Here is a 13,297-nt window from a genome sequence, read left to right as displayed (position 1 = left end):
AGGAATCAGTGGCACGACCCAAACGAAGCGCAGCACGGCCGTCGAGCGCTATCCCGCAGCTGGCCTGGCACGAGGTGCGCCCGTCGCCGGTCGTGCTGGTGTCCGGACCTCAAGATCTCTTCGCTGATCGTGCTATCCGAGGCCTGCGGGACTACCTGCGCGCCGAGGACCCGAGCCTGGAGGTCAGCGACATCGACGCGCAGACCTATCAGCCGGGCGAGCTTCTGACTCTGGCGAGCCCCTCGCTGTTCGCTGAGCCCCGGCTCATCCGAGCGAGTTCGGTGGAGAAGTGCACAGATGCCTTTCTCACCGAAGCCTTGCAGTATCTCGCGGAACCGGCGGAGAGCACGTACCTGGTCCTCAGGCATGGGGGAGGCGTGCGTGGAAAGAGGCTGTTGGAGGCTGTCCGCGCCGCCGAGGGATCAGCGATCGAGATTGTCTGCAATGAACTCAAGAAGGACTCTGAGAAGGTTGATTTTGCACGTGCGGAGTTCTCACGAGCAGACAAGAGGATCACACCCGGCGCGCTCCGCCAAGTAGTGTCGGCGTTCTCCGATGATGTGAGTGAGCTCGCGGCCGCGTGCCAGCAGCTGATCGCGGATTCCTCTGACCACATCACTGAGGATGTCGTCGACAGATATTACGGCGGTCGAGTCGAAACAACGGCGTTCACGGTGGCCGACCTTGCGATCGCGGGTCGCACTGCTGAAGCTCTCATCGCTCTGCGTCATGCATTGGACTCCGGCGCCGATCCTGTCCCTGTCGTCGCAGCGTTCGCCATGAAGATCCGTGCGATGGCGAAGGTTGCTGGAACATCGGGGTCATCGGGTCAGCTTGCCGGCAGACTCGGAATGGCGCCGTGGCAGGTGGACCGAGCACGCCGTGATGCCCAGGGGTGGACCGATGCGGGACTCGGAAACGCGATCATCGCGCTTGCTGACGCTGATGCATCCGTCAAAGGCGCATCCCGGGATCCTATCTACGCGGTGGAACGTCTCATCACGGTCATCGCGCGTCGCGGCGCGTCCGAGAAATAGAAGAACGGCCCCGCAACGCGGGGCCGTTCACGTCTCTGCTGGCGCTGAAGCCTAGAGTGAGTTCACCTTCTGAGCCAGACCAGACTTGCGGTTCGCAGCCTGGTTGCGGTGGATGACACCCTTGCTCACGGCCTTGTCGAGCTTCTTCGAAGCAAGAGCGAAGGCCTTCGTCGCCTTCTCCTTGTCTCCGGCGTCGACGGCCTCACGGGTTGCGCGAACGACGGTCTTGAGCTCGCTCTTCACCTGACGGTTGCGCTCCTGCGCCTTGAGGTTGGTGCCGATTCGCTTGATCTGCGACTTGATGTTTGCCACGTTTGTTTTGCGCTTTCGTTTGGTTTCTTCGATGGTGCCGGCGGGGCGAGAGAGGGCGCTTCCGGCGATTCGTGCGGTGTTACCACACGCAAGCCAACACCACATTCTATCAGGACTACTTGCAGAGGCGAAATACGATCCTCGTGCTCTCTCCGCGACGAGGCCCAGTGGCCGCGTGCCTGTCGAGAACGTGGAGAGAACATTCACGTCGCGTCATGGGACAATAGACGACAGTCACCAAGAACACAGTGAGGAACGCGTTGAGCCCTAGAGCAGTCACGGCACTTGAGCCAGCCGCTACCGATCCAGCTTTCATCCGCAACTTCTGCATCATCGCGCACATTGATCACGGTAAGTCGACTCTTGCCGACCGAATGCTGCAGGTCACCGGCATCGTCGCCGAGAGAGACATGCGGGCCCAGTACCTCGATCGGATGGACATCGAGCGCGAGCGCGGCATCACAATCAAGAGCCAGGCTGTTCGCATGCCCTGGGAGATGACCGGCGACACGTACGCGCTCAATATGATCGACACCCCTGGGCACGTGGACTTCACGTATGAGGTCTCTCGTTCTCTCGCCGCCTGCGAGGGCGCGATCCTCCTCGTCGATGCCGCGCAGGGCATCGAGGCGCAGACTCTTGCGAACCTGTACCTCGCTTTGGAGAACGACCTCGAGATCATCCCGGTTCTGAACAAGATCGATCTTCCCGCCGCGGATCCTGAGAAGTATGCTGCGGAGCTAGCCAATCTCATCGGTGGCTCGCCCGATGACGTGCTTCGCGTATCCGGCAAGACCGGTGAGGGAGTGGAGGAGCTCCTCGATCGGGTGGTCGCCCGGGTGCCTGCGCCCACGGGCGACCCTGCCGCCCCCGCGCGCGGTATGATCTTCGACTCCGTGTACGACAGCTACCGCGGCGTGGTCACATACGTGCGCATGGTCGACGGCTCGCTTAGGCCCAAACAGCGTGTGCAGATGATGTCGACCGGTGCGACGCACGAACTCCAGGAGATTGGGGTGTCGTCTCCGGAGCCTCGTCCCAGCGAGGGACTCGGAGTCGGTGAAGTGGGGTATCTGATCACCGGTGTGAAGGATGTTCGTCAGTCGCGAGTCGGAGACACCGTGACGGGCGCTCGCACGGCCGCAGAGGAACCTCTGCCCGGCTACACCGACCCGAAGCCGATGGTCTTCTCTGGCCTTTACCCCTTGGACGGTGCCGACTACCCGGATCTTCGCGAAGCGCTTGACAAGCTCAAGCTCTCGGATGCGTCGCTCAACTATGAGCCGGAGACATCGGTGGCTCTCGGTTTCGGCTTCCGCTGCGGGTTCCTCGGGCTGTTGCACCTGGAGATTGTGACGGAGCGTCTACGCCGAGAATTCGATCTGGATCTCATAGCCACAGCGCCGAGCGTGACGTATGAAGTGACGTCGGAAGACGGTGCGGCCACCACCGTCACCAATCCGAGCGAGTTTCCCGAAGGCAAGATCCGCTCTGTCTCCGAACCCGTCGTCAAGGTCGGTATCATCGCGCCGAAGGAGTACGTGGGCGCGATCATGGAGCTATGCCAGTCGCGACGAGGGAGCATGCTCGGAATGGAATACCTCGGTGAAGAGCGTGTCGAGATCCGCTACAGCATGCCTTTGGGCGAGATCGTCTTCGACTTCTTTGATCATCTGAAGAGCCGCACGCAAGGCTACGCGTCACTGGATTATGAGCCGATGGGGGAGCAGGAGGCCGACCTTGTCAAGGTGGACATTCTCCTGCAGGGCGAGCAGGTAGATGCCTTCAGCGCAATTGTGCACAGGGACAAGGCCTACCCCTATGGCGTCATGATGACCGAACGCCTGAAGCAGTTGATTCCGCGCCAGCAGTTCGAAGTGCCTGTGCAGGCCGCAATCGGATCGCGTATTATCGCTCGCGAGTCGATCCGTGCGATACGCAAGGACGTCCTCGCGAAGTGCTATGGCGGCGACATCTCCCGAAAGCGCAAGCTCCTCGAGAAGCAGAAAGAGGGGAAGAAGCGAATGAAGATGGTCGGTCGAGTCGAGGTGCCGCAGGAAGCCTTCATCGCCGCGCTGAGCGGAGACACGGAAACCAAAAAGGACAAGAAGTAGGTTCATGCGCCGGTCCAACTTCGAAGATCAGCCCACCGATTACGCTGCGGTCGGGGCGACTCAGGCTGCCGACCTCATGCAGTATCCGCCAAAGGGATACAAACCATACGAAGCCGAGATCAAGATCGGCAGCGGAGCGGAGCGCTTCGCCGCGGCATCCGCATCTTTGCTGTCGTGGGAGATTCAGCGTCTTGCAGGTCTGAAAGTCTCCGATATCGAGCGGGGTCCTGGCGACGCGTACCAGGGTGTGCGATTCGCAGAGGATGGAACACCGATCGCACGCGGAAGCGATAAGACGGAAGACCGGTTCGCCGCCGACGGAACCCCGTACATAACCTCCGGCACGACCGCGAATATCTCTGGGCGAATCGGACCGTACCGGACACGCTCGCGCGTCCGAGTCGTGTATGTCCTCGAAGAGCCCACACGGGCGGCCTTCGCCTTCGGTACCATTTCGGGCCACACAATTAGCGGCGAAGAGTCATTCGCGATCGAACATCGAGCCGACGACAGCGTCTGGTTCGTAGTGCGTGCGTTCGTTCGTCCCGTCGGCCTCCTGTACAAAGTCTTCCCGTTCCTTCTGCTGCGGCGTCGCAAAAGGTTGTCCGCACAGTACCTGCGCGCACTCTCACCGGCGTGGGCGAGCAACGTCCGAGACTGAATGTCTCCTTCTACGCTTCCTCTCGGTGATCCCGCGCCTCAGGATGGTAGCCTTCCTCCATCGGTCAGAGGCGGCGCGTCCGAGCGCGATTTGGGTGCGTACGTCCACGTTCCCTTCTGCCGCACTCGTTGCGGGTACTGCGATTTCAACACGTACACAGCCACCGAGCTGCGGGGCGCACGGCAAGTCGACTATGCGGACGAAGCCATCAGCGAGATCCGATTCGCGCGGCGCGTGCTTGACGACGCGGAGCTTCCGTCACGATCGCTGTCGACTGTGTTCTTCGGCGGAGGCACACCTACGCTTCTTCCGGCATCCGATCTCTCTCGTATGCTGTGTGCGCTTCGCGACGAATTTGGCATCGCTGCAGACGCCGAGGTAACGACAGAGGCGAACCCTGACAGCGTCGATGCACGCTACCTCAAGGCACTGGCGGATGCTGGTTTCACACGTGTCTCGTTCGGCATGCAGTCCGCCGTGCCGCACGTTCTCGCGACGCTGGAGCGTACGCATGATCCCGACCGCATTCCACACGTCGTCAGGTGGGCTCGCGACGCGGGACTCGACGTCAGCCTCGATTTGATCTATGGGACGCCCGGGGAGAGCCTCGATGATTGGAAGCGCTCTGTCCGTACAGCGCTCGAGCAGCGTCCTGATCATCTCTCTGCCTACGCACTCATCGTGGAAGCCGGTACGAAGCTCGCGCGCCAGATTCGCCGTGGCGAGGTACAGGAGCCTGACGATGATCTCGAAGCGGACATGTACGAATGGGTCGACAGTGCGCTGGCAGCGGAGGGATACGAATGGTACGAGGTCAGCAACTGGGCTTCGGGAGAGGCGCACCGATCACGGCACAATCTCTCTTACTGGACGGGGCAGGACTGGTGGGGCATCGGCCCAGGCGCTCATAGCCATGTCGGGGGAGTCCGCTGGTGGAACGTGAAGCACCCGGCCGCATATGCCGCTCGGATGGCAGCTGGTTCCTCGCCAGCGGCAGGCCGCGAAACGTTGGATGCAGAAACGCGGTACGTGGAACGTGTCCTGCTGGAGTCGCGCATCGCTGATGGACTCTCGATTGACGTCCTGCATGAGCCGGCGCGATCCAAGGTGGCAGGACTCATCGCTGACGGGCTCGTGAAAGGAGAAGCCGCCCTTCGCGGCCAGCTCGTGCTGACAGTCAAAGGGCGGCTTCTCGCGGACGTCGTCGTCAGACGACTGACCGCGTGACTACTTGATGAAGCGGAAGTTGATCGGGTAACGATAGGGCTGTCCACCCTTGACCTTCACTCCTCCGATGATGGAGAAGACGATGTTGAGAATGTAGGGCAGCCAACCGAGCAGTGTGAACAGACCCGACATGGTTCCGATCATTGTGTAGCTGCCGCCCGCGATCAGTGATCCGACCAGCACGGCAGCCAGGATGCCCATCAGAATCGACCATCCGATGATGACGATCAGAATCGTGATCTGCCAGTTCAGTGCTTCTTTGGATTCCTGGCGGACGAACGGTCCGCGGTCCTTCAGAACCAGGAAGATGATCAGCGACGGCAGGATGCTGAGGACACCGCCAAAGTGCGACCACATTGCCCACATCTTGTCGTCTTCGGGCGAGAGAGGCGCCCCGCCCGAAGGCTGCTGGCCGTACTGGGGAGGCTGCTGGCCGTACTGAGGGGGCTGCTGGCCGTACTGGGGAGGCTGCTGCCCGTACTGAGGGGGCTGCTGGCCGTACTGGGGAGGCTGCTGCCCGTACTGAGGGGGCTGCTGGCCGTACTCGGGAGGCTGCTGCCCATACTGGGGCTGGCCTGGAGGGGTCTGAGCTGGCTGGCCTTGCGAGGGCTGATTTGGGTCAGCCGGCTGGGGTGCATTTGGGTCAGTCATTGCTTCGCCTTTCAAAGTACTGGTGCCCATCGGAGGGCGGGCGCTCTCACGGCGGCCCCAATCGGGCTATTACGTGAGTAAACCTATCGACAGATTCGACGGGCCGCAATTAGCCGGGCCGGAGTCGAACAGACTAGAATTGGCACTCTGGGAACGCGAGTGCCAATGGGAGGTGAGCCAGATGGTGTCGGAACGCAGTCTTGATGTGCTCCGAGCGATCGTGACGGACTACGTCGCGTCTCGCGAGCCCGTCGGCTCCAAGCGAATCGTGGATCGGCATAATTTCGGTGTCTCCGCGGCGACGATCCGTAACGATATGGCTCAACTCGAAGAAGAAGAACTGATCGCCGCGCCGCACACGTCATCGGGCAGGGTTCCTACCGACAAGGGTTATCGTCTCTTCGTCGATCAATTGGCGGATCGACGCCCGCTCACTCCTGCCCAGCGTCGGGCAATAGAGATGTTCCTCGAGCCTTCGGCGGATCTGGACGATGTGCTGAGACGCACAGTGCGGCTGCTCTCGCAGTTGACGAATCAGGTCGCGCTTGTTCAATATCCCTCGTTTGCGCGGGCGAGCGTGCGCCACATCGAACTCGTGACCGTGGGGTCAAACGCGCTCCTTGTCGTGGTCATCACGGATAACGGAAGTGTCGATCAGCGACTCGTGGACGTTCCGCAGCCCCTCGAAGACGCGGAGATCGAACGTCTGAAGATCATGATCAACGGTGAGGCGACTGGTGAGACTGTTGAGGAGGCCGCAGCGATACTGGCCCGCCGTCTCGACACGTCGCCGGACGCAGTTTCTGCCGACGACACTCCGCTCTTCCGACTGCTCTCAAGCGTCGTACTCGAGGTTCTCAGCCACTATCGCCAGGACAAGCTCGTCATGGCAGGGGCTGCGAATCTTGCGCGAACGGAAGAAGATTTCACCGGCAGCATCTTCCCTGTCCTCGAGGCACTCGAACAGCAGGTTGTGCTTCTGCGACTCTTCGGTGAAATGCAGGCCGACCAGTTCGGGGTCGCAGCGAGCATTGGCCGTGAGAACGCACCATTCGGACTGGATGAGACCAGTATCGTCGCGAGCGGTTACCGTTCCTCTGCTGGCGAAATCGCCCGCCTGGGGATCCTTGGACCGACGAGAATGGATTACGTGGGAAATATGGCGGCAGTCCGTGCTGTTGCACGGTATCTCACCCAACTCCTCGGCGAGGAGTGACTCAGCTTCGTGCGAGGCTCGGCGCACAGACACTCAGACAATGCCGGACGAGCCCAAACGGCATAGGACGACGAAAGGCCAGGAGTGGCTGACCACTACGAAACCCTTGGCGTGTCACGCGACGCGTCGGCCGACGAGATTAAGAAGGCATATCGCAAGCTCGCTCGACAGCTGCACCCAGATGTGAATCCCAGCTCAGAGGCTGCAGACAAGTTCAAGGACGTCACTCATGCGTACGACGTCCTGAGCGATCCGCAGCAGCGCGCGGAGTACGACGCAGGCGGTCGCAATCCTTTCGGCGGAGGCGGTGGCTTCGGCGGCTTCGGGGACATCTTCGATACATTCTTCGGTGGCGGGGGCGCATCTCGCGGGCCCCGCTCCCGTCAGGAGCGTGGGGAGGACGCGCTCCTGCGAATCGAGGTCGACCTGCTCGACGTCATGTTCGGGACGACGAAGCAGATCGAGGTCGACACAGCGGTAATGTGCGAAACGTGCCAAGGATCCTGCTGTCAACCAGGCACCTCACCGGTCACTTGCGACATCTGCCACGGGGCGGGGCAGGTCCAGCGCACCGTGCGATCACTTCTTGGCAATGTCGTCACCGCCGCTCCCTGCGGTTCGTGCCGCGGGTATGGAACGATCATCCCGCACCCGTGTGTCACCTGCCAGGGGCAGGGGCGCGTGCGCGCCCGCCGCACGGTGTCCGTGGACATCCCATCCGGTGTCGACACCGGTCTGCGCCTGCAGATGCCGGGAAGCGGTGAGGTGGGCCCCGGTGGTGGTCCTTCCGGCGATCTGTATCTGGAGATCAAAGTCCGGCATGACGATGTCTTCAGCAGAAACGGCGATGACGTTCTCTGCACGCTCGAGGTCTCGATGGTAGACGCCATCATCGGTGCGACCAGCACGCTCAAAGCGCTGGACGGAGACGTCGATGTCGAGATCCGTCCAGGAGTTCAGAGCGGTGACGTGCTCGTCATCAAGGGGCGCGGCATCACCGGGCTTCGAAGCAGCACACGCGGAGATCTCCGCATCGGCGTCCAAGTGGTGACTCCGACTCGTCTTGACCATAAGGAGCGCGAGCTCATTCGAAGCTTTGGAGAGCGGCGTCGTGATCCGAAGCCGCAGCTGGCTCACTTCCAGCAGGGGCTCTTCGCGAAACTTCGAGATCGCTTTGTGAGCTGACGTGAGCACCCTGTTCTTCGATGAGACGCTCACTCCAGACGCGGTAGATCGAACCGTCACTCTTCGGGGAGCCGAAGCCAAGCACGCCATCAGCGTGGTTCGTGTCCGCGTTGGCGAGCGCATCATGGTGGGCAATGGTCAGGGTCTCCTCGTCGAGGGCACGGTGAGCGACATCGGAAATCGAGAGCTGACGATCGATGTCGTCTCAGCTGAGAGTCACGCGGCGTCCTCACCCGCCATCGTGCTCGTCCAGGCTCTGGCCAAGGGCGACCGAGACGAGCGGGCTGTGCAGATGTGCACGGAACTCGGGGCGACTGGAATCGTTCCGTGGCAGGCACGTCGCAGCGTCTCCCGGTGGGAGGGGCTGAAACGGGACAAAGGGGTGGCGCGCTGGCGGACGATCGCTCGTGAGGCCTCGAAGCAGTCCATCCGGCCGTATGTCCCTACCGTGAGCGATCTGGCCACGACGGAGCAAATCTGCGACCGCGCGCACCGAGATCGGCTGCTCATTCTCGACCCGACCGCGAAGACCCGGCTGTCGAGCATTCGTCTCGACTCGCGTGACACCCTGTTGGTCGTGGGCCCAGAGGGCGGTCTCGCCCCTGACGAGCTCAGCGCGCTCGTGGAGGCCGGAGGCGAGCGGGTGCGCCTGGGAGAAACCGTGCTCCGAACGTCATCTGCCGGTGCGGCGGCGCTTGCGGTGTTGAATGTCGCCGCCGGAACTTGGTGAGGCGACGATAGGTGGTAATCCGTAGGATGGCACTATGAGTGAGTCCACCCCGAGTATCTTCAGCCGCATCATCGCCCGTGAGATTCCGGCGACTATCGTTGCGGAGAACGACCGAGTCATCGCGTTCGAGGACATCAGCCCACAGGCGGATCTCCACGTGCTCGTGGTGCCCAAGACCGACGAGTACGCAGATGTCACTGCTCTCGCAGCCGGCGACCCGGAGCTGCTCGCCGAGGTTGTTGCGATGGCGAAGCAGATCGCCGATGAACGCTCCGACGGACAGTATCGACTTATCTTCAACAACGGCGAAGCCGCTGGACAGACGATCTTCCACGTCCATGCTCATGTGCTCGCCGGCAATCTCGGAGAGGGAACTCTTGTCGGACACTGAACAGCCTCCGTCTGGATCGGAGACGGCGGAGATCTACGTCGACGGCATTGCCATGGTGCGCCTTCTCGGGCCACAGGACAGACTCCTTACCCGCATCGAGCACGAGCATCCCGACGTTGACGTCCATGTGCGCGGAAACAAAATCACCCTGACAGGTCCGCGCGATTCCGTACGTTCGACGCGTGAACTCATCGAGCAGCTTCTCGTCATGGTTCGAAACGGACACGACCTCGGTCAGTCCGATGTCGAAACATCATCAAAGCTGATTGATCAGGGCATGCACACGCCCTCTGAGATTCTCGGCCAGCCGATCATCAGCTCTCGTGGCACGTCGATCCGACCGAAGACTGCCGGCCAGAAGGTCTATGTGGACGCAATCGATGAGAACACGATTACCTTCGGCATCGGTCCCGCCGGTACCGGCAAGACGTATCTGGCGATGGCAAAGGCAGTGCAGGCGCTGCAGCGCAAAGAGGTATCGCGAATCATCCTCTCGCGCCCGGCCATCGAAGCTGGGGAACGTCTCGGATTCCTTCCGGGGACGCTCACGGACAAGATCGATCCGTATTTGCGGCCGCTCTACGACGCTCTCAACGAGATGATGGATCCAGAGCTGGTTCCGAAGCTGCTCGCATCCGGAACCATCGAAGTGGCCCCGCTCGCGTACATGCGAGGCCGCACACTCAATGACTCCTTCGTCATCCTGGACGAAGCGCAGAACACCACGCCAGAGCAGATGAAGATGTTTCTGACACGCCTCGGCTTCGGCTCGAAGATGGTGGTGACCGGAGATGTCACGCAGATCGATCTGCCCGGCGCAGCATCCGGACTGCGTCTCGTCACCCGTGTGCTTTCAGATATCGAGGACATCCAATTCCATCGCCTCACGAGCGACGACGTCGTGCGCCACACTCTTGTCGGTCAGATTGTGGATGCCTACAGCGAATACGATCAGCGCGAGCAAGCCAAGCGTTACGAACGAGAGCAGGCTCGAGACTTCGCCAACCGGGCTGAGCGACGTGGTGCGGCGCCACGAGACAGAAAGCGCAACCCGGGAGGATTCAGCTCATGAGTATCGAGGTCAACAACGAATCGTCCGTGAACGTGGATGAGGGGGCGCTTCTCCGCCTCGCCAACCACGCACTCGGGGCCATGCATGTGAGCCCCGAGGCAGATCTGAACATCATGCTGGTCGACGAAGGTGCAATGGAACAGTTGCATCTACAGTGGATGGACGAGCCAGGACCCACGGATGTGCTGAGCTTTCCTATGGACGAACTTCGTCCCGGAACGGAGGACAACCCGGCGCCGGCGGGTTTGCTCGGAGATATCGTTCTCTGCCCTCAGGTGGCGGAACTCCAGGCGGAGAAGGCGGGACACTCCACTCTCGACGAACTCCTGCTACTGACGACTCACGGAGTTCTCCATCTGCTCGGTTTCGACCATGCCGAACCAGATGAAGAGCGGGAGATGTTCGGCATTCAGCGCGACATCCTCCTTTCTTTCGCGACGATCGAACGACGCGGAGGCTAAGTGCTCCCGGTGATCTTCATGGTCGCGGCCCTTCTGCTCGTCGGCTTCGCAGGCCTCATGGCGGCAGCGGACGCGGCAATCGCCGTCAAGTCGCGCGGTGACATCATCGATATGGCACGAGGCAGGCGCACTGCCTCATCTCTGCAGGCGATCGCTGCGGAGCCCGGTGCGCACACCAACTCGATCAACTTCATGAGAATCTTCGCGGAGACCACCGCGGCCGTTCTCGTCACTCTTGCGTTCTCGCTGCTGTTCGAGCACCTGTGGCCGGCCCTTCTGCTCTCCGCCTTCATCATGACCGTCGTTTCCTTCGTTCTCGTGGGTGCCAGCCCGCGAAGCTTCGGACGCAATCATGCTGACGCGATTCTCTCCTTCACAGCTCCCCTGATCCATTTCGTTCGCCGCCTTCTCGGCCCTCTCGCACACGCACTCATGGCGCTCGGCAACCGTGTTACGCCCGGTGTTCCCCGTGACGTCTCATTTTCATCTGAAGAGCAGCTTCTCAGCATGGTCGACGAGGCCACGGAGGCCGCAGTGCTCGAGGAGGACGATCGGGAACTCATCCACTCAATCTTCGAGTTCAACGACACTTTCGTGCGTGAGGTCATGATTCCACGGACGGACATGGTCAGCATCGATCACGAAACGGCTGCGGCCGCGGCGCTTGGAACATTTCTCAGCACGGGAATCTCGCGTGCCCCCGTCATAGCTGATGATGTCGACGAGGTTCTCGGCATCCTCTATCTGAAGGATCTTGCCCGTGTGGTCTATGAAGGCGATGCGGCTGCACAGGGCACCGCCGTGGTTGAGCTCATGCGCCCCGCGATGTTCGTCCCCGAATCGAAGAAGGCAGATGACCTGCTGCAGCAAATGCAGCTGGAGTCCAATCATCTGGCCATGGTTGTCGACGAGTATGGCGGAATCGCCGGTCTGGTCACATTGGAAGACCTGATCGAGGAACTCATCGGAGACATCGCTGACGAGTACGACCAGGAGCCTCCGGATGTCGAGGAGATCGCGCCCGGCCGTTATCGCGTGAGCAGTCGTCTCTCCATTGACGAGCTTGGCGACCTATACGATCTGGACCTCGATGATGACGATGTCGACTCGGTCGGCGGCCTTCTCGCGAAATCGCTCGGCCGGCTCCCCGTTCCCGGTGACAGAGCCGTCGCTCTCGGACTGCTGCTCGTCGCGGAGCGTACCCGCGGGCGGAGAGGTGAGATCAGTACGATATTGGTCGAACGCGATCACGAGACCGCGGACGACGAAACTGCCGAGGAGGCATCGTGACTTCACAAACTGCTCCGTTCCGCGCAGGGTTCGTCTCATTCATCGGACGTCCGAACGTGGGCAAGTCGACGCTCACGAACGCTCTCGTCGGCGAGAAAATCGCGATCACCAGTGCAAAGCCGCAGACGACCAGACGCGCGATCCGCGGAATCGTCAACGCGGAGGCCGGTCAGCTCATCATCGTCGACACTCCCGGCATCCACAGGCCCCGAACATTACTCGGAGAACGGCTCAACGATCTCGTCGAGTCGACGCTCAGTGACATGGACGTCATCGGGATGTGCGTGCCTGCCAATGAGAAAATCGGCCCTGGTGACCGCCGCATCAACGAACAGCTGGATGCCTTTCCTCGAGCGAGGAAAGTAGCGATTGTGACGAAGATCGATACGGTTTCGAAGGGTGCCGTTGCAGACCAGCTGTTCGCTGTCTCGCAGCTGAGGGAATGGGATGCCGTGATCCCACTGTCCAGCCAGGAGAGCATCCAGCTCGATGTTCTCGTGTCGGAGCTCATCTCGCTGCTGCCCGAGTCCCCGCGACTGTATCTTGACGAGCGCACGACCGACGAGTCAGACGAAGATCGTATCGCAGAGTTCATTCGAGAGGCGGCGCTCGAGGGCGTCCGTGAGGAGCTTCCGCACTCGCTCGCTGTGACGATCGATGACATCATCGAGCGTGACGACAAAGAGCTCGTTGAGATCTACGCGAACCTCTTCGTCGAACGCGACAGCCAGAAGGCGATTGTGATCGGCAGAGGCGGCGAGCGCCTGAAGTCAGTCGGTTCCGCGGCGAGGCGACAAATCGAAGAGTTGCTGGGCACGAAGGCGTATCTCTCCCTTCGGGTGAAAGTTGCAAAGGACTGGCAGCGCGACCCCAAACAGCTGGGGCGTCTGGGATTCTGACCGAGTAACTCTGGAGGATGATTCCCGTCGTCTGAAGGATGAGAATGCCCG

Annotated in this window: 14 protein-coding genes; 12 read left to right on the top strand and 2 right to left on the bottom strand. The window is 61.3% G+C overall.

The genetic code is table 11. The features are described from left to right. The first annotated feature begins 8 nt into the window (after window positions 1-8). Complete coding sequence (gene holA, locus ACSAGD_RS07240) at window positions 9-1,037, top strand: DNA polymerase III subunit delta (RefSeq protein ID WP_437585031.1); 1,029 nt, start codon at window positions 9-11, stop codon at window positions 1,035-1,037. Window positions 1,038-1,088: 51 nt separating this feature from the next. Here the strand turns inward: holA and rpsT are convergent, their stop codons facing one another. Then, a complete protein-coding gene (rpsT, locus tag ACSAGD_RS07235) occupies window positions 1,089-1,349 on the bottom strand; it encodes a 30S ribosomal protein S20 (RefSeq protein ID WP_437585030.1) in 261 nt (86 codons plus the stop codon). A gap of 260 nt (window positions 1,350-1,609) precedes the next feature. On the opposite strand from rpsT, the gene lepA reads away from it, so the two are divergent. The 3 genes from lepA to hemW are packed head-to-tail and all read left to right on the top strand — an operon-like array spanning window position 1,610 to window position 5,351. Next, window positions 1,610-3,463 (top strand): translation elongation factor 4, encoded by a 1,854-nt coding sequence (gene lepA / locus ACSAGD_RS07230; protein ID WP_437585029.1) that lies wholly within the window; start codon window positions 1,610-1,612, stop codon window positions 3,461-3,463. Between the two features lie 4 nt (window positions 3,464-3,467). Beyond that, window positions 3,468-4,124: a DUF1990 family protein gene (locus tag ACSAGD_RS07225; RefSeq protein ID WP_437585028.1), complete on the top strand. Its 657-nt coding sequence runs from the start codon at window positions 3,468-3,470 to the stop codon at window positions 4,122-4,124. Then, on the top strand, window positions 4,125-5,351 hold the full coding sequence (gene hemW, locus ACSAGD_RS07220; protein ID WP_437585027.1) for a radical SAM family heme chaperone HemW: 1,227 nt from the start codon (window positions 4,125-4,127) through the stop codon (window positions 5,349-5,351). On the opposite strand, the gene ACSAGD_RS07215 is transcribed toward hemW, so the two are convergent. Continuing rightward, complete coding sequence (locus tag ACSAGD_RS07215) at window positions 5,352-6,002, bottom strand: DUF4870 domain-containing protein (protein WP_437585026.1); 651 nt, start codon at window positions 6,000-6,002, stop codon at window positions 5,352-5,354. A gap of 181 nt (window positions 6,003-6,183) precedes the next feature. On the opposite strand from ACSAGD_RS07215, the gene hrcA reads away from it, so the two are divergent. The 8 genes from hrcA to era all read left to right on the top strand — a co-directional run bounded on the left by hrcA (window position 6,184) and on the right by era (window position 13,246). Further along, on the top strand, window positions 6,184-7,218 hold the full coding sequence (gene hrcA, locus ACSAGD_RS07210; RefSeq protein ID WP_437585025.1) for a heat-inducible transcriptional repressor HrcA: 1,035 nt from the start codon (window positions 6,184-6,186) through the stop codon (window positions 7,216-7,218). An 84-nt stretch (window positions 7,219-7,302) separates the two neighbouring features. Further along, window positions 7,303-8,403, top strand: coding sequence for a molecular chaperone DnaJ (gene dnaJ / locus ACSAGD_RS07205; protein WP_437585024.1), 1,101 nt, complete (start codon window positions 7,303-7,305; stop codon window positions 8,401-8,403). Between the two features lies 1 nt (window position 8,404). After that, window positions 8,405-9,133: a 16S rRNA (uracil(1498)-N(3))-methyltransferase gene (locus ACSAGD_RS07200; RefSeq protein ID WP_437585023.1), complete on the top strand. Its 729-nt coding sequence runs from the start codon at window positions 8,405-8,407 to the stop codon at window positions 9,131-9,133. Between the two features lie 34 nt (window positions 9,134-9,167). Then, complete coding sequence (locus tag ACSAGD_RS07195) at window positions 9,168-9,524, top strand: HIT domain-containing protein (protein ID WP_437585022.1); 357 nt, start codon at window positions 9,168-9,170, stop codon at window positions 9,522-9,524. Then, window positions 9,511-10,596: a PhoH family protein gene (locus tag ACSAGD_RS07190; RefSeq protein WP_437585021.1), complete on the top strand. Its 1,086-nt coding sequence runs from the start codon at window positions 9,511-9,513 to the stop codon at window positions 10,594-10,596. The genes ACSAGD_RS07195 and ACSAGD_RS07190 overlap by 14 nt, the downstream gene beginning before the upstream one ends. After that, window positions 10,593-11,057 carry an rRNA maturation RNase YbeY gene (ybeY, locus tag ACSAGD_RS07185; protein WP_437585020.1) on the top strand — a complete coding sequence of 155 codons (465 nt, stop codon included), beginning with the start codon at window positions 10,593-10,595 and terminating at the stop codon, window positions 11,055-11,057. The genes ACSAGD_RS07190 and ybeY overlap by 4 nt, the downstream gene beginning before the upstream one ends. Next, window positions 11,058-12,347, top strand: a complete 1,290-nt coding sequence (locus ACSAGD_RS07180; RefSeq protein WP_437585019.1) for a hemolysin family protein — start codon at window positions 11,058-11,060, stop codon at window positions 12,345-12,347. Next, a complete protein-coding gene (era, locus tag ACSAGD_RS07175) occupies window positions 12,344-13,246 on the top strand; it encodes a GTPase Era (protein WP_437585018.1) in 903 nt (300 codons plus the stop codon). The genes ACSAGD_RS07180 and era overlap by 4 nt, the downstream gene beginning before the upstream one ends. Window positions 13,247-13,297 lie beyond the last annotated feature (51 nt).

The sequence above is a fragment of the Paramicrobacterium salitolerans genome (genome assembly GCF_051513965.1).
Lineage (GTDB): Bacteria > Actinomycetota > Actinomycetes > Actinomycetales > Microbacteriaceae > Paramicrobacterium.
Note: the sequence above shows the minus strand (reverse complement) of the source record. Positions and strands in the feature narration are given on the sequence as shown.